The organism is Deltaproteobacteria bacterium (assembly GCA_016218975.1).
In the GTDB taxonomy this organism is placed as follows: domain Bacteria; phylum Desulfobacterota; class Deferrimicrobia; order Deferrimicrobiales; family Deferrimicrobiaceae; genus JAENIX01.
Map to the genome: position 1 here is coordinate 43,688 of JACRCO010000037.1, position 19,690 is coordinate 63,377.

17 protein-coding genes are annotated in these 19,690 nt (G+C 62.1%); all 17 read left to right on the top strand.

The features are described from left to right. Positions 1-4 precede the first annotated feature (4 nt). On the top strand, positions 5-937 hold the full coding sequence (locus HY896_04790; GenBank protein ID MBI5575662.1) for an aspartate carbamoyltransferase catalytic subunit: 933 nt from the start codon (positions 5-7) through the stop codon (positions 935-937). Next, positions 924-2,228, top strand: coding sequence for a dihydroorotase (locus tag HY896_04795; protein MBI5575663.1), 1,305 nt, complete (start codon positions 924-926; stop codon positions 2,226-2,228). The genes HY896_04790 and HY896_04795 overlap by 14 nt, the downstream gene beginning before the upstream one ends. Beyond that, entirely contained in the window at positions 2,221-3,369 is a 1,149-nt protein-coding gene (carA, locus tag HY896_04800; protein MBI5575664.1) for a glutamine-hydrolyzing carbamoyl-phosphate synthase small subunit, read from the top strand. Before HY896_04795 ends, carA begins: the two co-directional genes overlap by 8 nt. Before the next feature lie 388 nt (positions 3,370-3,757). Then, the gene (locus HY896_04805; GenBank protein ID MBI5575665.1) at positions 3,758-4,600 is read left to right on the top strand and encodes a radical SAM protein; all 843 of its coding nucleotides are present in this window, start codon (positions 3,758-3,760) and stop codon (positions 4,598-4,600) included. Continuing rightward, positions 4,600-7,854, top strand: a complete 3,255-nt coding sequence (carB, locus tag HY896_04810; GenBank protein MBI5575666.1) for a carbamoyl-phosphate synthase large subunit — start codon at positions 4,600-4,602, stop codon at positions 7,852-7,854. Before HY896_04805 ends, carB begins: the two co-directional genes overlap by 1 nt. A 6-nt stretch (positions 7,855-7,860) precedes the next feature. Further along, complete coding sequence (recG, locus tag HY896_04815) at positions 7,861-9,945, top strand: ATP-dependent DNA helicase RecG (protein ID MBI5575667.1); 2,085 nt, start codon at positions 7,861-7,863, stop codon at positions 9,943-9,945. A gap of 83 nt (positions 9,946-10,028) precedes the next feature. Further along, positions 10,029-11,231 carry an aminotransferase class I/II-fold pyridoxal phosphate-dependent enzyme gene (locus HY896_04820; protein ID MBI5575668.1) on the top strand — a complete coding sequence of 401 codons (1,203 nt, stop codon included), beginning with the start codon at positions 10,029-10,031 and terminating at the stop codon, positions 11,229-11,231. Further along, positions 11,228-12,550 (top strand): homoserine dehydrogenase, encoded by a 1,323-nt coding sequence (locus HY896_04825; protein ID MBI5575669.1) that lies wholly within the window; start codon positions 11,228-11,230, stop codon positions 12,548-12,550. The genes HY896_04820 and HY896_04825 overlap by 4 nt, the downstream gene beginning before the upstream one ends. Positions 12,551-12,576: 26 nt before the next feature. Further along, on the top strand, positions 12,577-13,632 hold the full coding sequence (locus HY896_04830) for a threonine synthase (GenBank protein ID MBI5575670.1): 1,056 nt from the start codon (positions 12,577-12,579) through the stop codon (positions 13,630-13,632). A gap of 10 nt (positions 13,633-13,642) precedes the next feature. After that, on the top strand, positions 13,643-14,863 hold the full coding sequence (locus HY896_04835) for a cofactor-independent phosphoglycerate mutase (protein ID MBI5575671.1): 1,221 nt from the start codon (positions 13,643-13,645) through the stop codon (positions 14,861-14,863). A 9-nt stretch (positions 14,864-14,872) separates the two neighbouring features. Continuing rightward, entirely contained in the window at positions 14,873-15,292 is a 420-nt protein-coding gene (locus tag HY896_04840) for an acyl-CoA thioesterase (GenBank protein MBI5575672.1), read from the top strand. A gap of 2 nt (positions 15,293-15,294) precedes the next feature. Then, positions 15,295-16,251 carry a class II fructose-bisphosphatase gene (glpX, locus tag HY896_04845; protein ID MBI5575673.1) on the top strand — a complete coding sequence of 319 codons (957 nt, stop codon included), beginning with the start codon at positions 15,295-15,297 and terminating at the stop codon, positions 16,249-16,251. Between the two features lie 16 nt (positions 16,252-16,267). Beyond that, positions 16,268-16,504, top strand: a complete 237-nt coding sequence (locus tag HY896_04850) for a 4Fe-4S binding protein (GenBank protein ID MBI5575674.1) — start codon at positions 16,268-16,270, stop codon at positions 16,502-16,504. A gap of 14 nt (positions 16,505-16,518) precedes the next feature. After that, positions 16,519-17,577 (top strand): 3-methyl-2-oxobutanoate dehydrogenase subunit VorB, encoded by a 1,059-nt coding sequence (locus tag HY896_04855; protein MBI5575675.1) that lies wholly within the window; start codon positions 16,519-16,521, stop codon positions 17,575-17,577. A 20-nt stretch (positions 17,578-17,597) separates the two neighbouring features. Then, a complete protein-coding gene (locus HY896_04860; GenBank protein ID MBI5575676.1) occupies positions 17,598-18,353 on the top strand; it encodes a 2-oxoglutarate oxidoreductase in 756 nt (251 codons plus the stop codon). A gap of 14 nt (positions 18,354-18,367) precedes the next feature. Next, on the top strand, positions 18,368-18,901 hold the full coding sequence (locus HY896_04865; GenBank protein ID MBI5575677.1) for a 2-oxoacid:acceptor oxidoreductase family protein: 534 nt from the start codon (positions 18,368-18,370) through the stop codon (positions 18,899-18,901). Further along, positions 18,882-19,535 carry a helix-turn-helix transcriptional regulator gene (locus HY896_04870; GenBank protein ID MBI5575678.1) on the top strand — a complete coding sequence of 218 codons (654 nt, stop codon included), beginning with the start codon at positions 18,882-18,884 and terminating at the stop codon, positions 19,533-19,535. Before HY896_04865 ends, HY896_04870 begins: the two co-directional genes overlap by 20 nt. The last annotated feature ends 155 nt before the right edge of the window (positions 19,536-19,690 follow it).

The window sequence follows — 19,690 nt, forward strand, 5'->3', positions numbered from 1 at the left end:
AAGGATGGACTGGAAACGGAAGCACGTTCTGGGGCTGGCCGATTTCCGCCCCGAGGAGATGGAATTCGTGGTCGACACCGCGAGGTCGATGGAAGAGGTGCTGACAAGGGATATAAAGAAGGTCCCTGCGCTGCGCGGAAAGACCGTTGTGAACCTCTTTTTCGAAGCGAGCACGCGCACCCGGACCTCGTTCGAGATAGCGGGGAAGCGCCTCTCCGCCGACGTTGTGAATTTCAGTTCGGCCACATCAAGCGTCACCAAGGGAGAGACGCTGCTCGACACCGCGAAGAACATCGAGGCGATGAAGCCCAACATCGTCATCCTCAGGCATCACGCATCCGGCGCCCCGCACTTCCTCTCGCGATTCGTTTCCTGCTCCATCATAAACGCGGGAGACGGCGCGAACGAACATCCCTCCCAAGGATTGCTGGATCTCTATACGATACTTAAGGCAAAAGGCAAGGTAAGCGGCCTTAAGATTGCGATAGTAGGAGATATATTGCATAGCCGCGTGGTAAGGTCCGACCTTCATTCCCTGGGGCGCATGGGAGCGAAACTTTGGCTCTGCGGGCCGGCCACGATGGTCCCGAGGGAAATGGAACGTACCGGCGCGAAGGTAACATACGATATCAAGGAGGCCATCCGGGACGCAGACGTCGTCATGATGTTGAGAATACAACTGGAGCGACAAAAGACCTCCTATTTCCCGTCTCTTAGGGAATATTCCTGCAAGTATGGCTTGAACCGCTCCGTATTCTCGCTGGCAAAAGAAGACGCGGTGATCATGCACCCGGGCCCCATAAACAGGGGAGTCGAGCTTTCCGACGAACTCGCCGATTGCGCGCAATCAAGGATTCTGAACCAGGTGGAGTCCGGGGTCGCCATCCGGATGGCGCTCCTTTATCTCCTTGCGGGAGGTCGCGATGCTGCTCATTAAAGGAGGAAGGGTGATCGACCCTGCAAGCGGAAGGGACGAAACCGGCAGCGTAATACTCGAAGACGGAAAGGTGCGGGACTTTCTCCCGGGAAACCAGGCGCCGAAAGGTTTTCAGGGCCGAACGATAGACGCGTCGGGGAAATGGGTGCTGCCCGGCCTTGTCGACATGCACGTTCACTTGAGAGACCCGGGATTCGAATGGAAGGAAGACATCGTGACCGGGACGAGGGCCGCTGCGGCGGGGGGGTTCACCTCGGTAGCGTGCATGGCGAACACGAAACCGGTGAACGACCACCCGGAGGTGACACGGTATATCAGGTTGAAAGGGAAGAGGGAAGGGTTTGCGGACGTATTCCCGGTGGCCGCCGTCTCGAAGGGGCTCGAGGGGAAAGAGATGTCGGACTACGCGGAACTTGCGGAAGCGGGAGCGGCGGCATTCTCTGACGACGGGAAGCCGGTCGCCGATTCCCTGCTGATGCGGCGGGCGCTGGAATACGTGAAGGCGTTCGATCTCACGATCCTTTCCCATGCGGAGGATCCGTCACTCAGCGCGGAAGGCGCGGCGCACGAAGGTTGGACGGCGCACCGGCTGGGGATTCCGGGCATTCCCGCAGCTTCGGAAGAAGTGGCCATCGCGCGGGACATCCTCCTGGCGAAGCAGACAGGCGGCAAAATCCATATCCAGCACATCAGCACGAAAGTCGGGGTTGCCCTGCTTCGCATGGCGAAGAAGTCGGGCCTTCGGGTGACCGGGGAGACCGCGCCGCACTACTTCACGCTCACCGACGCACTGCTGGAAGGGTACAACACGAACGCCAAGATGAACCCCCCGCTGCGCGGAGAAGAGGACCGGATGGCTATACTGGAAGGGTTGAACGACGGGACGATCGACGCGATCGCGACAGACCACGCCCCGCACGACGATTACGTCAAACGGTGCGAATTTATCGCGGCCGCAAACGGGATCATCGGCCTGGAAACCGCGTTGCCCCTGTCTCTCGTGCTCCTTGCGGGAGGCAAGGTAACGCCTTCGCGGCTCGTGGAGCTGCTGAGCGCGAATCCGGCGGGCATCCTGAAACTTGCCGGGAAAGGGACTCTTCGTAAAGGCGCGGATGCGGACGTCGTCGTCGTGGATCCGGAGGCGGAGTGGGAATACCGGCGGGAGGACGTTTTGTCGAAATCGAAGAACAGCCCCTTCCTGGGGTGGAAACTTAAAGGACGGGCGGTGGCTACCATACTGGGAGGACGCGTAACGCATTCGTTGTTGACGGGGGTCGCGGCCGATGCCTGAGAAGCAGGCGATCCTCGCGCTGGCCGACGGCACCGTGTTCCGGGGGGCGGCCTTCGGATTCGAGGGGGAGAGCGGAGGCGAGGTGGTCTTCAACACCGGGATGGCGGGGTACCAGGAGGTGCTCACCGATCCGTCGTACCGGGGCCAGATCGTCACCATGACATACCCGGAAATCGGAAACACAGGGATCAACCCCGAAGACGTCGAGTCGACAAGGCCGTGGGTGGAGGGGTTCATCGTACGTGAGGCGTGGCGGCTGCCGTCGAACTGGCGGCACGTGGAGACCCTGGACGGCTACCTGCGCCGGTACCATATCTGCGGAATTTCCGGAATCGATACGAGGGCGCTTACGCGGCTGCTTCGGGACGGCGGCTCGCAGATGGGGGTCATTTCCTCGGTCGATCTCGACGGGAAACGTGTCGCAAGGAAGGCGAGGGAGCTGCCTCCCATCGTGGGGCGCGACCTGGTCAAGGAGGTGACCTCGGAAGCGGAAGCCCACTGGGACACCGGTGATTGGGACCTCGAAAAAGGATACCTGCCCGCATCGGAATACCGGAACCGGGTCGGCAAGATCCCGCGTATCGTGGCGATCGATTACGGGATCAAGCAGAACATACTGCGAATGCTGGTGTCTCACGGGTTCGACGTGACGGTCGTTCCCGCGGACGCGACCGCGGAAGCGATACTGGCGAAGAAACCGGACGGCGTCTTCCTGTCGAACGGGCCGGGGGATCCGGAGGGCGTTCCATATGCCATCGAGACGGTTCGTAAAATGTTAGGCAAGATCCCCATGTTCGGCATCTGCCTGGGGCACCAGATCATGGGGCTCGCGCTCGGGGGGAAGACCTTCAAGCTCAAGTTCGGCCACCACGGCTGCAATCAGCCGGTATCGGACCTTGCGACCGGGCGGGTGGAGATCACAAGCCAGAACCACAATTTCTCCGTTGACCCCGATTCCCTCGGCGGACGCGCGAAGATCACGCACATCAACCTGAACGACCGGACGGTCGAGGGGCTATCCATCCCGTCCCTGCGGTGCTTCTCGGTCCAATACCATCCCGAGGCGTCCCCCGGGCCGCACGACTCCCGCTACCTGTTCACCCGTTTCTACCGCTTCCTCGCGGGGGAAGAAGACCTTTGAAGCGGCATCCTGGATCTTCCGGCGAGCTGAAAAGTGACGCCCGGAAAGCGTATAATCTTACGGGTACATTCCGGGCTCGGCACGCCTCGCGGGGTACCCCTCGCGGGGGACGCCTTGCCCGGCCGTCCATGGCCGGCCTACGGCTCGCGAGCTCCTTGCTCCGCCATCCCTGGCTCCCGCTTCGTCGCTCGACGCCCCCGCGAGGGGCACCCCGTCTCGGCGGCTCGCCCGGATGGATCATCAATTGGAAACACGCTATCCGCACTTCATCTGAAATAACCGTGTTATTGGGAAGGAACGTATAGTGCCAAGCGCATTGCATTCGTCCATTCAACCAAGCGGTGGGGACGTGTCCTTCCTCCATCATCGGCGGGACGAAGCGGCCGGGATGCTGCGGGAGTGTCGCCTTTGCCCGAGGTATTGCGGCGTGAACCGGCTCGAAGGGGAGACGGGGTACTGCGGCGCCGGCGGCGGAGCGAAGGTGGCCGCGGTCTCCGTGCACCACGGCGAGGAGCCGCCGATCTCCGGCACGCGGGGGTCGGGAACCGTCTTCTTCAGCCATTGCAACATGGCGTGCCTCTTCTGCCAGAATTTCCCGATCAGCCAGATGGGAGTCGGGAAGGATCTTTCCGCCGAAGATCTCGGAGACAGGCTTCTGGAACTGGAAAAGAAAGGGGTCCATAACGTCAACTTCGTCACCCCCACGCCGCATGTCCCGCAGATGATCGCGGCACTCGAGCACGCGCGCGAGAAGGGATTCGCACTTCCGGTGGTCTACAACACGAACGGATACGATTCGATGGAGACCCTCTCGCTGCTTGACGGGATCGTGGACATCTACCTGCCCGACATGAAATACGGCGAGGGGGAGTTGTCCGGGAAACTGTCCGGGACGCCCGACTACGCGGAGCACAATTCCGCGGCCATCGAAGAGATGTTCCGGCAGGTCGGGCCGTTTTCTAAGGGGAGGGACGGGATCGCCAGCCGGGGCGTTCTGGTCCGCCACCTGGTCCTCCCGGGAAAAGCCGAAGAAACCGGGAGAGTGCTCTCCTCCCTGCGCCGGAAATACGGCAGGCGCGTTCCCCTGTCGCTTATGGGGCAATATTTTCCGGCATACAGGGCGATGGGGAAGCCGGGATTCGACCGCAAGCTGCTGCCCGAGGAGTACGATAGCACCATCCTCACGGCGAAACGGATGGGGCTCACCAACGTGTACATCCAGGAGCTATAGTGCCGAAACGAACCGACATCAGGAAGATCATGCTGATCGGATCCGGGCCGATCATAATCGGGCAGGCGTGCGAGTTCGACTATTCCGGTACGCAGGCGTGCAAGGCGCTCAAGGAAGAGGGGTACGAGGTCGTCCTGGTGAACAGCAACCCGGCGACGATCATGACCGACATGGAGTTCGCCGACCGCACCTACATCGAGCCGATCACTCCTGAGATGGTGGGGAAAATCATCGAACGGGAAAGGCCGGACGCCCTCCTTCCGACGATAGGCGGGCAAACGGGGCTGAACATCGCCGTCTCGCTCCACGAGATGGGGATCCTGCAGAAATACGGCGTCGAGCTGATCGGTGCGAGCTTCGAGGCGATCCAGAAGGCGGAAGACAGGGATCTCTTCCGGAAGGCGATGGAGAAGCTGGGACTGGTCGTCCCGCGTTCCGGTTACGTGAAATCGCTGGACGAGGCGCTCGCCGCCATCCCGTCCATAGGGTATCCGGCGATCATACGGCCTTCGTTCACCCTCGGGGGGACGGGCGCCGGCATCGCCTACAACCGGGAGGAATACGAGGAATCCGTCCGCTGGGCGCTGGACGCATCGCCGAAAAAGACAGCGCTCGTCGAGCAGTCGGTGATCGGATGGAAGGAGTTCGAGCTCGAGGTGATGCGCGACCTGAAGGACAACGTCGTCATCATCTGCTCGATAGAGAACCTGGACCCGATGGGTGTGCACACCGGGGATTCCATCACGGTAGCCCCTGCGCAGACGCTGACCGACAAGGAATACCAGATAATGCGGAACGCCGCCCTTGCGATCATACGCGAGATCGGCGTGGATACCGGGGGGAGCAACATCCAGTTCGCCGTCCATCCCGACACCGGGGAGATGGTTATCATCGAGATGAATCCGCGCGTCTCCCGCTCTTCGGCGCTTGCCTCGAAGGCGACAGGGTTCCCCATCGCCAAGATCGCCGCGAAACTCGCGGTCGGGTATTCGCTCGACGAGATCCCCAACGACATCACCCGTGAGACTCCCGCGTCGTTCGAGCCGACGATCGATTACGTGGTGACGAAGATCCCGCGGTTCACGTTCGAGAAGTTCCCGCAGACACAGGACATCCTGGGGACGCAAATGAAATCGGTGGGCGAGGTGATGGCGATCGGCCGCACCTTCAAGGAGTCGCTCCAGAAGGCGCTCCGATCCCTCGAAATCGGTATTTACGGGCTGGAGGAAATCCTCCCCGCGGCGGCGACGCCTGAAGCGAGACGAAAGACCATCGACGGAAAGCTCAGGAAGCCGAATTCCCAGCGGCTGCTCTACATCGGCGAAGCCATAAGGGACGGATGGAAAATAGAGGATATCTACCGGGTCACGGGGATCGACGTCTGGTTCCTCGAAAACATAAGGCAGATCGTCGAATCGGAGGGGGAGCTGCGGGCAGGCGCGGAAGCGTACCGGGCGGTCGCCGGAAGCGGGTCGCTCTCGCGGAAAGCGGAGGAGCTTCTCCGGCGCGCGAAGGGAAACGGGTTTTCCGACCGGCGGCTGGGAAAGCTTCTGGGGATCGGTGAGGACGCGGTGCGGGGGATCCGCGGCCGAGCGGGCATTCACCCCGTGTTCAAGCGGGTCGACACCTGCGGTGGGGAATTCGAGGCCCAAACCCCATACCTTTATTCCTCCTACGACCTGGAAGACGAAGCGCGGCCCACCACGCGGCGGAAGATCGTCATCCTCGGAGGAGGCCCGAACCGGATCGGGCAGGGCATCGAATTCGACTACTGCTGCGTGCACGGCTCCTTCGCGCTCCGCGAAGAAGGCTTCGAAACGATCATGGTGAACTGCAACCCGGAAACGGTCTCCACCGACTACGATACCTCCGACCGTCTCTACTTCGAGCCTCTTACCAAGGAAGACGTGCTTGCGATCATCGAGGAGGAGAAGCCGGAAGGGATCATCGTCCAGTTCGGCGGCCAGACTCCCCTGAAGCTTGCCGTGCCGCTCGAAAAGGAAGGCGTGCGGATCCTCGGGACCTCCCCCGACAGCATAGACCGTGCGGAGGACAGGGAACGGTTCATGGACCTTCTCGACAAGCTCAAGCTGAGACAGCCTCCCAACGGAATAGCCCGCTCCACGGAGGAAGCCGTGGCGATCGCGGCGCGGATCGCCTATCCGGTTCTGCTGCGGCCGTCGTATGTCCTCGGCGGCAGGGCGATGGAGATAGTGCACGACGAGGAGGGATTGCGGAAATACCTGGCCCACGCGGTCCAGGCGTCGGAGGAACGGCCTGTTCTCATCGACAAGTTCCTCGAAGACGCGATCGAGATCGACGTCGACGCCATCTCCGACGGGGAAACCGTCGTCATAGGCGGCATCATGGAGCACATAGAAGAGGCGGGGGTCCACTCGGGCGACTCGGCCTGCTCGCTTCCGCCGCATTCCATCCCGCGGGAGACGGCACGCGAAATCGCGCGCCAGGCGAGGGAACTGGCGAAGGAGCTTCGGGTCGTGGGGCTTATGAACGTGCAGTTCGCGATCCAGAAGGGGGAAATTTTCATACTCGAAGTCAATCCGCGCGCGTCCCGGACCATTCCCTTCGTCAGCAAGGCTATCGGCGTTCCCCTGGCGAAGCTGGCGGCGAAAGTGATGGCCGGGAAAAAATTGACGGACCTGGGATTCACGGCGGACGTCACGCCGGCGCACATAAGCGTCAAGGAGGCGGTCTTCCCGTTCATCAAGTTCCCCGACGTGGACACGATCCTGGGCCCCGAGATGCGGTCCACGGGAGAGGTGATGGGGATCGACGAGAACTTCGGAAAGGCGTTCGCCAAGGCGCAGATCGCGGCGGGAATGATGCTCCCGAGGGGTGGCAGGGCGTTCGTAAGCGTAAGGAACGAGGACAAGGCGGGAGTGCTGCCGGCGGCGCGCATGCTTCACGAGGCGGGATTCAGGATCGTGGCGACGAGCGGCACGGCGGAGTTCCTATCCGCCAGCGGAGTCCCGTCGGAAACGGTGCTCAAGATCAACGAGGGGCGTCCCCACGTAGCGGACCTCATCAAGAACGGGGAGATCGACCTCGTCATAAACACCCCGCTCGGCGCCCAATCCAAGGCGGATTCCTTCTATATCCGGCGGACGGCGCTCGTATATAACATCCCGTACTTCACCACGCTATCGGCGGCGAGGGCCGTGGCTCACGCGATTTCCCACCTGATCCGCGAAGACCTCTCCGTGAAAAGCCTGCAAGAGTACCACGGACGCTGACGTGCCATGACGGACGCCCCCGCCATCCAGTTCGTCAAGGGGGTAGGCCCGAAGATCGCCGAGAAGCTGGCCGCCCGTGGAATCCGCACACCGTACGACGCCCTGCATTTTTTCCCGAAGGGATACGAGGACCGGCGGCATATCTTGCCGCTGAGGGCGCTCAAGCCCGGGATGACGGCGCCGGTTAAAGGGACCGTCGTCGGCGTGCACGGCGTGCAACGGGGATTCGCGGGACCGCGCCTCCTGGAAGTGACGATCTCCGACGGCACGGGACGTCTTTCGGCCAAGTGGTTCCATTTCCATCCGTCGCTCAAAGAAAGGTTCCGCGAGGGAGAGGTCGTGGTCCTCTGCGGCACGGTGCGCTCCTTCCAATTCCACCCCGAGATGCACCACCCGGAAATCCTGGGGACGGCGGAGGAGCACGACCCGGTTCACATCGGCCGGATAGTCCCGGTCTATCCGGAGATCGAGGGAGTGCCGCCCCGCATCCTGCGCCGTATCCAGTGGGAAGTCGTTTCGCATCACGCTTCCTCCGTGAAGGAGTATTTCCCGCGGTGGATCCTCGATGAGGCGGGCGTTCCGCCGATCCACGAATCGCTGACGACCCTCCATTTCCCCCCCCCGGCGGCCGACGCCACTGCGCTGCTTTCCTTCTCCTCCCCCGCCCAACAGCGACTCATTTTCGGAGAGCTGTTCTACATCCAGTGGTCGCTCGCCCGGCGGCGGGCGGGCATTATGAAGGAGGCGGCTACCCCCCTCCACTGGGACAAGGAGATCGTGGAGGAGATCAAGCGTCGGCTTCCTTTCGCGCTCACAGGAGCCCAGCGCAGGGTGGTGAACGAGATCCTGAAGGACATCGCGTACCCGCATCCCATGCACCGGCTGCTCCAGGGCGATGTGGGGAGCGGGAAGACAATCGTCGCATGGATCGCGGCGCTGGTGGCTTGGCGGAAAAACGCGCAGGCCGCCGTCATGGCCCCTACCGAGATCCTGGCCGAACAGCATTACAGGCGGTTCGTCGCGCTGTGCGAGGGGCTGCCGGTGCGTGTGGTCCTCCTTACGGCGGTGCTCAAGGGCAAGAAGAAAGCGGCACTGCTGCAGGAGATCCGGGAGGGGAAGGCGCACATCGTCATCGGCACGCACGCGATCATCCAGGAAGGCGTCGAGTTCGATCGGCTGGGGCTGGGCATCGTGGACGAGCAGCACCGGTTCGGCGTCCTTCAGCGGGCGGCACTGCGCGGGAAAGCGAAAACCGCGCCGCACCTCCTCGTCATGACCGCCACGCCGATCCCCCGGACACTTGCGATGACTCTCTACGGGGACCTCGACATCTCAGTGATCGACGAGATGCCCCCCGGACGGAAGGCGATCGCAACGAAGATCGTGCGCGAGGGGGAGAGAAAAGCGGCCTGGGCCAGGGTGCGGAAGGAGTTGGCAGAGGGAGGACGCGTCTACATCGTCCTGCCGCTGGTGGAGGAATCGGAGAAATTGACCTTGCGGGACGCGACGAAAACAGCGGAACGGGTCCGGGACGCCTTCCCGGAGATCGGCGTGGGACTTCTGCACGGACGGATGAAGGCGGAGGAGAAGGACTCGGTGATGCGTCGATTCCAGAACGGGGAGATCCGGATTCTCGTTTCCACCACCGTCGTCGAGGTGGGGATCGACGTTCCCGAAGCCACCGTGATGATGATCGAACACTCCGAGCGGTTCGGGCTCTCCCAGCTTCACCAGCTCCGAGGCAGGGTGGGACGGGGGACCCGGCCGTCCGTATGCCTCCTCTTCGTCGAAGGACCGCAAGGAGAGGATGCGGTCGCACGCCTCTCGGTGATGGAAAAAACGAACGACGGGTTCCGGATCGCGGAGGAGGACCTGAAGATCCGGGGACCGGGCGACTTCGCCGGCGTCCGGCAGTCCGGCATCCCCGATCTTGTCTTCTCCGATATCGTTCGTGACGCGAAGATGTTATCCCGCTCCCGGGAGATCGCGAACGACCTGCTCGTGCGCGACCCGGGCCTTGCCCAACCCGAACACGCCGCCCTTTCCCGCTGGATCGCGATGAAGGAAGCCTCCTTGCCGACAATCGGTTGAACCGTTGGCGGAACGCCGCCAAAATTGACTTAACCGCTGCAATTCATTAGAGTATCTTCTTTAATCTTTCCGGGAGAAGGCGAATGGAAGAATTCCCACGGATAAAGCGTCTGCCGCCGTACGTGTTCGCGGTGGTGACGGAGCTGAAGTCGAAAATGCGGCATGCGGGGGAGGACGTGATCGACCTCGGGATGGGAAATCCCGACCTGCCGACCCCGAAGGCCATCGTCGACAAGCTGATCGAGGCCGCGAGAAATCCCCGCAACCACCGGTACTCCCTGTCTCGCGGAATCCCGAAACTGCGGCAGGCGATCTGCAACTGGTACAAGCGTAAGTACGACGTAGAGCTCGACCCGACCACAGAGGCGATCGCGACGATCGGAGCCAAGGAAGGGCTGTCACATCTCGTCATGGCGATCATGGGGCCGGGTGACATCGCGCTGGTGCCCAACCCCACTTATCCGATCCACGCATACTCGGTGATAATCGCCGGTGCGGATGTCCGTTCCATCTCTCTCACAAGCGGCGAAGGCGACTTCCTTGACCGCGTCCAGCGCGCCATGAAAACCATCTGGCCAAAGCCCAAGGTGATGATCATCTCCTTCCCTCATAATCCGACTACCGAGGTGGTCGACCTTGCGTTCTTCAAGCGCGTCGTGGCGTACGCGAAGGAGCACGACATCCTCGTGATCCACGATCTTGCATACGCCGACCTGGTGTTCGACGGGTACAAGGCTCCCTCCATCCTCCAGGTGCCCGGCGCCAAAGACGTGGCGGTGGAGCTGTACTCGATGTCCAAGGGATATTCCATGCCGGGATGGCGGGTCGGGTTCGTGGTCGGAAACAAGCGGATGATAAATGCGCTCACGAGGCTGAAGAGCTACCTCGATTACGGCATGTTCCAGGCGATCCAGATCGCGGCGACTGTCGCGCTGAACGGCCCCCACCGGGTAGTCGACGAGGCGGTGGAAGTTTACCGGAAGCGGCGCGACTGCCTTGTGGACGGTTTCGCACGCATCGGATGGGAATTCCCCAGGCCCCAGGGGACGATGTTCGTCTGGGCGCCGGTGCCGGAAGCATACTCTTCTATCGGCTCGCTGGAATTTTCCAAGCTGCTCCTGACGAAGGCGAAGGTCGCCGTGTCCCCCGGAGTAGGGTTCGGCGAGCACGGGGAAGGGTTCGTACGGTTCGCGCTCGTGGAGAACGAGCACCGCATCAGGCAGGCGATCCGTGGCGTGAAACCCTTGCTCCAATCGCCCGTTCACGTGAAGGTCAAGACAAGATGAGCGAAGCCTTAAAGGAAATCGGCGTCGGCATCGTGGGATTCGGCACCGTCGGCACGGGGGCGGTGAAGCTTCTGCTCGAAAACGCCGAACTGCTGCGCAGGCGCGTCGGGATCCCGTTGAAGATCCGTGGAATCGCCGACCTCGATACCGTTCGCGACCGGGGATTGAAGCTGCCGGAAGGCATCCTCACCGACGACGGGTTCCGGCTTATACGGGATCCGGAAGTCCGGATAGTGGTGGAGTTGATCGGCGGCACGGGCGCCGCGAAGGACCTGGTGCTCGAAGCGCTGCGGCTCGGAAAGCCCGTAGTCACCGCGAACAAGGCGCTGCTCGCCGAGCACGGACCGGAGATCTGCCGTGCGGCCGTCGCAGGCGGGGCGGACCTCGGATTCGAGGCGAGCGTGGGGGGCGGAATCCCCATCATCAGGGCCATGCGGGAAGGGCTAGCCGCCAACCGGATCCGCGAGATCTTCGGGATCATAAACGGAACCTGCAATTACATACTCAGCCGGATGTCGAACGAAGGCAAGGAATTCGCCGATGTGCTGGCGGAGGCGCAGCGTACCGGGCTGGCGGAAGCGGACCCTTCCTTCGACGTGGACGGCATCGATTCCGCGCACAAACTGGCGATCCTCGTATGGCTGGCCACCGGCATGTACGTATCACCGAAGGAGATCTTCGTGGAGGGGATCCGCGACGTCTCGGCAGTGGACATCGCCTTCGCCCGGGAGTTCGGTTTCACGATAAAGTTGCTGGCGATCGCCAAGGAGAAGGGCGACGGGGTCGAGGTCCGCGTCCACCCGACGATGATCCCGTCGGATCACCTGCTGGCGACGGTCGCGGGCGCGAACAACGCGATATACGTGAAAGGAGACTTCGTGGGCCCCACCCTGTTCTATGGGCAAGGTGCGGGCATGAATCCCACCGCATCGGCGGTGGTGAGCGATATCGTGGAAATCGCGCGCAATCTGCGCGGGGGCGGGACGGGCAGGATCCCCCCGAGCGGTTTCTTTCTGCACGACCCGGGCGAAAAGGCGGCGGTTTCCCCCTTCTCCGGCGTGCGCTCGGAATACTACCTGCGGTTCAAGGTCGTGGACAAGCCCGGCGTCCTGTCGAAAATCGCAGGCGTGCTCGGAAACCATTCCATCAGCATCTCCTCCGTCATCCAGAAGGGACGGAAGGAAGAGAGCGCAGTGCCTATTTTCATCGTGACGCACCACGCTAAAGAAAGCGACATGCGCGCGGCGCTCGCGGAAACGGACATGCTTCCCGTCGTCCTCGACCGCACCCGCATGATCCGGATCGAAAACAACCTGTAAATCACAACGACGAGGGCAGCGAAGCGATGCACTGGGAAGGAATCATCCGGCACTTTTCAGCCTTTTTCACCAAGGTCCCCGACGACTGCGTGGTGACTTTACTGGAAGGGAATACTCCGCTCGTGCCGGCGCCGGGCCTTGCGCGCAAGGTAGCCCCCGGCACGGAGATCTTCCTGAAGTACGAGGGGCTGAATCCCACCGGCTCCTTCAAGGACCGCGGAATGACGATGGCTGTGTCGAAGGCGAAAGCCGACGGGTCCGATTCCGTGATCTGCGCATCCACCGGAAACACCTCGGCTTCCGCGGCGGCGTATGCGGCAAGGGCGAATCTGAAGGCGTTCGTCCTGATCCCGGAAGGGCGGATCGCGTTGGGGAAGTTGTCGCAGGCGATGATACACGGCGCCCGCGTCATCCAGATCCTCGGAAACTTCGACGACGCGCTGACGCTCGTGAAGGAGATCTCCGCGAAATACCCGGTGACGCTGGTCAACTCGCTGAACCCGTATCGCATCGAAGGACAGAAGAGCGCCGCCTTCGAAATCTGCGATGCGCTGGGGGACGCGCCGGACTATCACGTCCTTCCTGTGGGCAACGCGGGGAACATCACCGCCTACTGGGCGGGATACAAGGCGTACCGGGATGCGGGAAAATCCCGGCGGGTCCCCCGCATGCTGGGATGGCAAGCGGAAGGGGCGGCGCCGATCGTGCGGGGGCGCCCGGTAGCGAAGCCGGAAACCGTCGCCACGGCGATCCGGATCGGGAACCCGGCCTCGTGGAAGCAGGCGGAAGCGGCGAGAGACGAGTCCGGCGGGTTGATCCGCATGGTGAGCGATGCGGAGATCCTCGATGCATACAAGCTCGTAGCGGAGACCGAGGGGGTATTCTGCGAGCCCGCGTCGGCGGCATCCATCGCCGGTGTGATAAAATTGGCGCAAGAAGGATTTTTCCGGAGCGGGGACAGCCTGGTCTGCACTCTCACCGGTCACGGGCTCAAAGACCCGGACAACGCGATCGCGCAATCCGATTCGCCGGTGACCGTCCCGCCCATTTTGAACGAAGTCAAAAAAGTGCTCGGGTTCTAAAGGAGAGGGAATGGCGCGGAAGTATCTCATCCTGATCGGCGACGGAATGGCCGACTGGCCGATCGCTTCGCTCGGAAACCGTACCCCGCTCGAGGCTGCCGACAAGCCGAACATGGATTTCATGGCATCCAACGGGGCGCTTGGAATGGTGCAGGTAGTGCCGAAGGAGATGTATCCGGGCAGCGACGTGTCGAACCTGAGCATCATCGGGTACGACCCGCGGGAAGTTTACACCGGCAGGTCTCCGCTGGAGGCCGCCTCGATGGGGATTTCGCTCGGCATGAACGACGTGGCGGTCCGGTGCAACGTCGTCACGCTTAAAAACGACGGCGCCGACTCGGAGATGGAGGACTTCTCGGCCGGCCACATCTCGTCGGCCGAATCGGCGGAGTTGCTGAAGGACCTCCAGGAAAAAGTCGGAGAGAAAGGCGTTCGCTTCCATCCCGGCGTCAGTTACCGGAACCTCATGGTCTGGCCCGGCGGGAACGACGCGGTGGAGACGACCCCCCCCCACGATATCCACGGGAAGAAGATCACGGAATATCTTCCTCGAGGAGACGGCGCGGACCTCCTCCTCGACCTCATGGCCGCATCACGCGAGCTGTTCGAGGACCACCCCGTCAACCGGCAGCGCAAGGCGGAGGGGAAGGCCGCCGGTAATTCCATCTGGCTATGGGGGCAGGGGAAGGCCCCCCGCATCGAGCCTTTCAAGGAGCGGTACGGATTGTCCGGGTCGGTAGTCGCGGCCGTCGATCTCATCAAGGGAATAGGGATCTATTGCGGCCTCGAGATCGTGCCGGTGCCGGGCGCCACCGGCTACGTCGATACAAATTACCGCGGGAAGGCCGAGCACGCGCTCCGCGCTCTCGAGACGAAGGACTTCGTCCTGATACACGTGGAAGCTCCGGACGAGGCGGGGCACAACGGCAGCGTTCCCGACAAGGTGCGCGCGATCGAGCGGATCGACCGGGAAATGCTTTCGCTAATCATCGGCCGGGCGAAGGAGGGAGGCGACCTGAGCGTATTGCTGCTTCCGGATCATCCGACGCCCGTCGCCATACGCACCCACGCGCAGGAGCCGGTGCCCTTCGTCATTTACCCGGCGCCTGAAGGGCTATCCACGCATCCCGGGAAGCGATACACAGAAGCCGACGCTCGTTCCACGGGGCAGTTCGTGGAAATCGGAACGCGCCTGATGGGATACCTCGTCGGCAAGCGCCAAGGAGCCTGAGCGTACCCGGTGGAGCACGTCGCGGACGTCCGGGTGATCTTCGCGGACACCGACGCCATGGGGATCGTGTACTACGCGAACTATCTCAAGTGGTTCGAGATGGGGCGCGTGGAGCTCCTGCGGAAGAAGGCGATGGTTTACCGGGACCTGACCTCACGCGGGTATCACCTTCCGGTCGTGGAGGCGGGGGTCCGCTACCATACGCCGGCGCGATACGACGACTCGCTAAGGATCCACGCGGAGGTAAGAAAGCTGGGCGGAGCCAGCATCGAGTTCGGATACGTAATAGACCGCGCGGACGGGAAGCGTATAGCGGAAGGCGAAACCCTCCATGCCTTTACGGATGATTCCGGGAAAGTGGTTCGCATGCCGGCTGATTTCCTCGAGCTTGTGCGCATCGACATAATTACGGGAGTGAAAGGGGGGTAGACGTGGAGCGTAACCTGGCGCTGGAAGTGGTTCGCGTGACTGAAGCGGCGGCCCTCGCGGCGGCGCGCCTGATGGGACGTGGGGACAACATCGCGGCGGACCAGGCTGCCGTGAACGCGATGCGGAAGGCCTTGAATTACGTCCAGTTCAAGGGGCGCGTGGTGATCGGCGAGGGCGAACGCGACGAGGCCCCCATGCTCTTCATCGGCGAGGAAGTCGGCGCCGCCGACACGCCGCGGGTCGACATCGCGGTGGATCCGCTTGAGGGGACGAGCATCGTCGCGACCGGCGGTAACAACGCGCTCGCCGTCATCGCCATCGCGGAGGAAGGAGGGTTTCTGCACGCGCCCGACACCTACATGCAGAAGCTGGCCGTCGGTCCGAAGGCGAAAGGGGCGATCGACATCACCGCCTCGCCGACGGAAAACCTGCGCAGCGTCGCAAAGGCGCTCAAGGTCTACGTGGAGGACCTTTGCGTCATTATCCTCGACCGGCCAAGGCACCAGGACCTGATACGCGAATGCAGGGAGGCGGGCGCGCGTATAAAGATGATCGGAGACGGGGACGTCGCCGGGGCGATCGCCACCGCGAAGGAGGATTCCGGGGTGAACGTGCTCATGGGCATCGGAGGGGCGCCGGAGGGGGTGCTCGCCGCTGCCGCGCTGAAATGCCTGGGAGGGGACTTCCAGGGGGTCCTGAAATTCCGGAACAAGGAAGAGGCCGAAAGGGCGAATGCGATGGGGGTAACCGACCCGAACCGGGTCTACTCGATGGATGACCTGGCAAAGAGCGATGTCATGTTCGCCGCGACCGGGGTTACCTTCGGGGACTTTCTTACGGGAGTCCGGTTTTTCAGCGGAGGGGCCCATACACAGTCGGTCGTCATGCGGTCGAAGTCGCGCACGATCCGCACCATAGACACGACGCACTATTTCGAGTTCAAGCCAAGGTACGAATAGGAGACGGGCAACCGGTATGCAGCAGGCCGCGAAAAAGGAAAGCGCCCCGAAGGGGCGGATAGAAATCGATTTCGAGCGGTGCAAGGCATGCGAACTCTGCGTGCCGGCCTGTCCGAAAAAGTGCATCGAGATGGGAAGCGGAATCAACGCGGGGGGGTTCGCCGCGGCGGTTTTCGCACGTCCCGCGGACTGCACCGGCTGCGCCATCTGCGCGGAGTTTTGCCCGGACGTTTGCATAGAGGTATGGCGGTGAGCGTGGGGGCGCGCGTGGACCAGCGCGTTTTCATGAAAGGGAATGAAGCGATCTGCGTCGGCGCGATCGCGGCCGGGTGCAGGTTCTATTACGGCTATCCCATCACTCCGCAAAACGATATCCCCGAATACATGTCCGCGCACCTGCGGGCCATGGGTGGAACATTCCTCCAGGCGGAAAGCGAGATCGCGACGATCAACTTCATCCTGGGCACTTCCGCCTCGGGAAAGCGCGTCATGACCTCCTCATCGGGACCGGGGATCTCCCTGATGCAGGAAGGGCTCTCCTACATGGCGGGATCCGAACTGCCGGCCGTCATCGTCAACATATCGCGGTCCGGCCCCGGGCTGGGGGGGATCGCGCCTTCGCAGGGGGATTACTTCCAGGCGGTAAAGTGCGGCGGGCACGGCGGATACCGGATGCCTGTCCTCGCGCCGCATTCCGTCCAGGAGATGTACTCGCTGGCGATGCTGGCGTTCGACCTCGCGGACAAGTACCGGAATCCCGCCATGATCCTCGGAGATGCCATCGTGGGGCAGATGAAGGAGCCGTTCCTTCAAACCACCTATGTGTCCACCGTTTCCCCGGAGAAACCGTGGGCGCTGACCGGATGCGAAGGCCGGCCGCGGCAGCACGTGAAATCCCTCTACTTGAAGGACAACGCGATCGAGGTCCACAACTGGAAGCTCCACGCGAAATACCGCCGGATGCAGGAGGAGGAAGTCCGGTACGAGGATTACCATCTTGACGATGCGAAGATCGCCGTCGTCGCCTTCGGGACTGCCGCGCGAGTGAGCAAAACGGCGATCCAGTGGGCGAGACGCGAAGGGATAAAAACCGGCATGCTCAGGCCGATCACCCTGTTCCCGTTCCCTTCGTCGCATTTGGACGAAGTGGCGCGGCGGGTGGACATCGTCCTGGTGATCGAGATGAACACCGGCCAGATGCTTGAGGACGTCAAGGCGAGCACGACGTGCCACGACAAGATCCGGTTCCTGGGGAAACCATGCGCGATGCCCACCCCGGAGGAGATCCACCGGGAGCTTCGCAAGCTTTCCGGGAGGGGCGAATGACGGATACGAGGGAAGAGCGGATGGAAAAGAAGGTATTCGGGCGCCCGAAGTCCCTCGTGGACGTGAAGTCTCATTTCTGCCCCGGATGCCATCACGGGATCGCACACAGGATCCTTGCGGAGACGATCGACCACTTCGGTCTTCGGGAGAAGACGGTCGGGGTCGCCTGCGTGGGCTGCGCGGTCTTCCTGTACGATTACATCGACGTGGACGTGGCGGAAGCCCCGCACGGGCGCGCCCCCGCCGTGGCCACAGGAGTCAAGCGCGCGCAACCCGACAAGTTCGTATTCACATATCAGGGAGACGGAGACCTGGCGGCAATCGGCACATCCGAGGTGATCCACGCGGCGAACCGCGGGGAGAACATCACCGTTCTTTTCGTCAACAACACGACGTACGGCATGACAGGCGGACAGATGGCCCCTACGACGATGCTGGGGCAGAAGACTTCCACCTCCCCGTACGGCCGCGACTTCCGCAAGGACGGGTATCCCATCAAGATGGCGGAACTGCTGGCGACGCTGGAAGGCACGGCATACTCGGCGCGCGTGGCGACCAGCACCCCGGGACAGATACGGAAAGCGAAGGAAGCGGTGAAGAAAGCGTTCGAAATGCAAATGAAGGAAATGGGATTTTCCATCGTGGAATTTCTTTCGACATGTCCGACCAACTGGGGGATGAAACCCCTTGATGCTCAAAAGCGCGTTCTCGGGGAGATGTCGGAATATTTCCCGCTGGGCGTTTACAAGGAACGCAAACAGGCGGACTTCCTGTGAACACGGACGTCATCATGGCCGGTTTCGGCGGCCAGGGGATACTTATGATCGGGAACCTCCTTTCGATCGCCGCGATGGGGGAGGGAAGGCACGTAACCTATTTCCCCGCATACGGAGTAGAGATGCGCGGAGGGACCGCGAATTGCACCGTCGTCATCTCCGACGAGGAAATCGGGTCGCCCGTGGTGGGAGAACCGAGGGCCTGCGTCATCATGAACGGTCCGTCTCTCGAGAAGTACCTCCCATCGATCCGGAAAGGCGGGGACCTCGTCATCAACAGTTCCCTCGTCGATCCCGCGAAAGCCGGACGGGCGGATATCCGGCTTCTTTCCATTCCCGCGAACGACATCGCCCGGGAGGCCGTCGGAAGCCAGCAGCTTGCTTCGATGGTGGCGCTCGGCGCCTACGTTACGCGGACGGGCGTCGTCCGGCTCCAGTCCCTTTTCGACTGCCTTCCCAAGGTAATATCGAAGAAATACGAAAAGTTCATCCCGCTGAACGTGAACGCCCTGAAGGAGGGGGAATCCTTTGCCAGAAATCACGCGTGACGAATCGCTGGACGACCTGCTTTCAAAGATAGCCGAAGAGTCGGGGGACTGGGGGCCGGCCGCCGGAGACCCGGAAGTCCAGGTCGGGGACCACATCAGGAAATTCCGGGAATCCAGGGGCGTGACTCTCCAGCAACTAGCCGAGAAGACCGGGTTCTCGGCGGCTCTCCTGTCGCAGATCGAGAACCGGATGACGTCCCCGCCTCTTGGAACACTTGTAAAAATCGCCAATGCGCTCGACACCTACGTTTCCTCATTCATCGGCAAGGAGGAGAGGGAATTCTCGATCGTTCGGAAGCAAGACCGGACGACCATTTCCCGTGTGGGATTGAAGGATGGCGGACAGTCGGCCTACACCTACGAGGCGTTGGGCGCGGGAAAGGCGGGACGAAAGATGGAGCCGTTTCTCGTACGCCTTAAGCCGCTCATCGACCGGAATGTCGTGCGCAACTCGCACGAGGGGGAAGAGTTCATTTACGTATTGTCCGGCAGGGTAGAGGTATTTCTCGACAAGTATTCCGACCTGTTGGGCGAAGGGGACTGCATCTATTACAACTCCACGATCCCGCACCACGTCCATTCCGCGGAAGAGAAGGAGGCGCTGATCCTGGCGGTCCTGTACCAGGGAAAGTGACAAAATTAACAGGAATTTCCTTTCCGTATTAACGCCATAGCTTGCGGCATCGTGGGCGCGTGACCTGCCGGAATGGCGGCTACTTAAAAAAATTGTCGCCGAATTTGAAATGAAACATCCCTGAATAAAATACGGGTTGACAGTTTGCGGAAGGT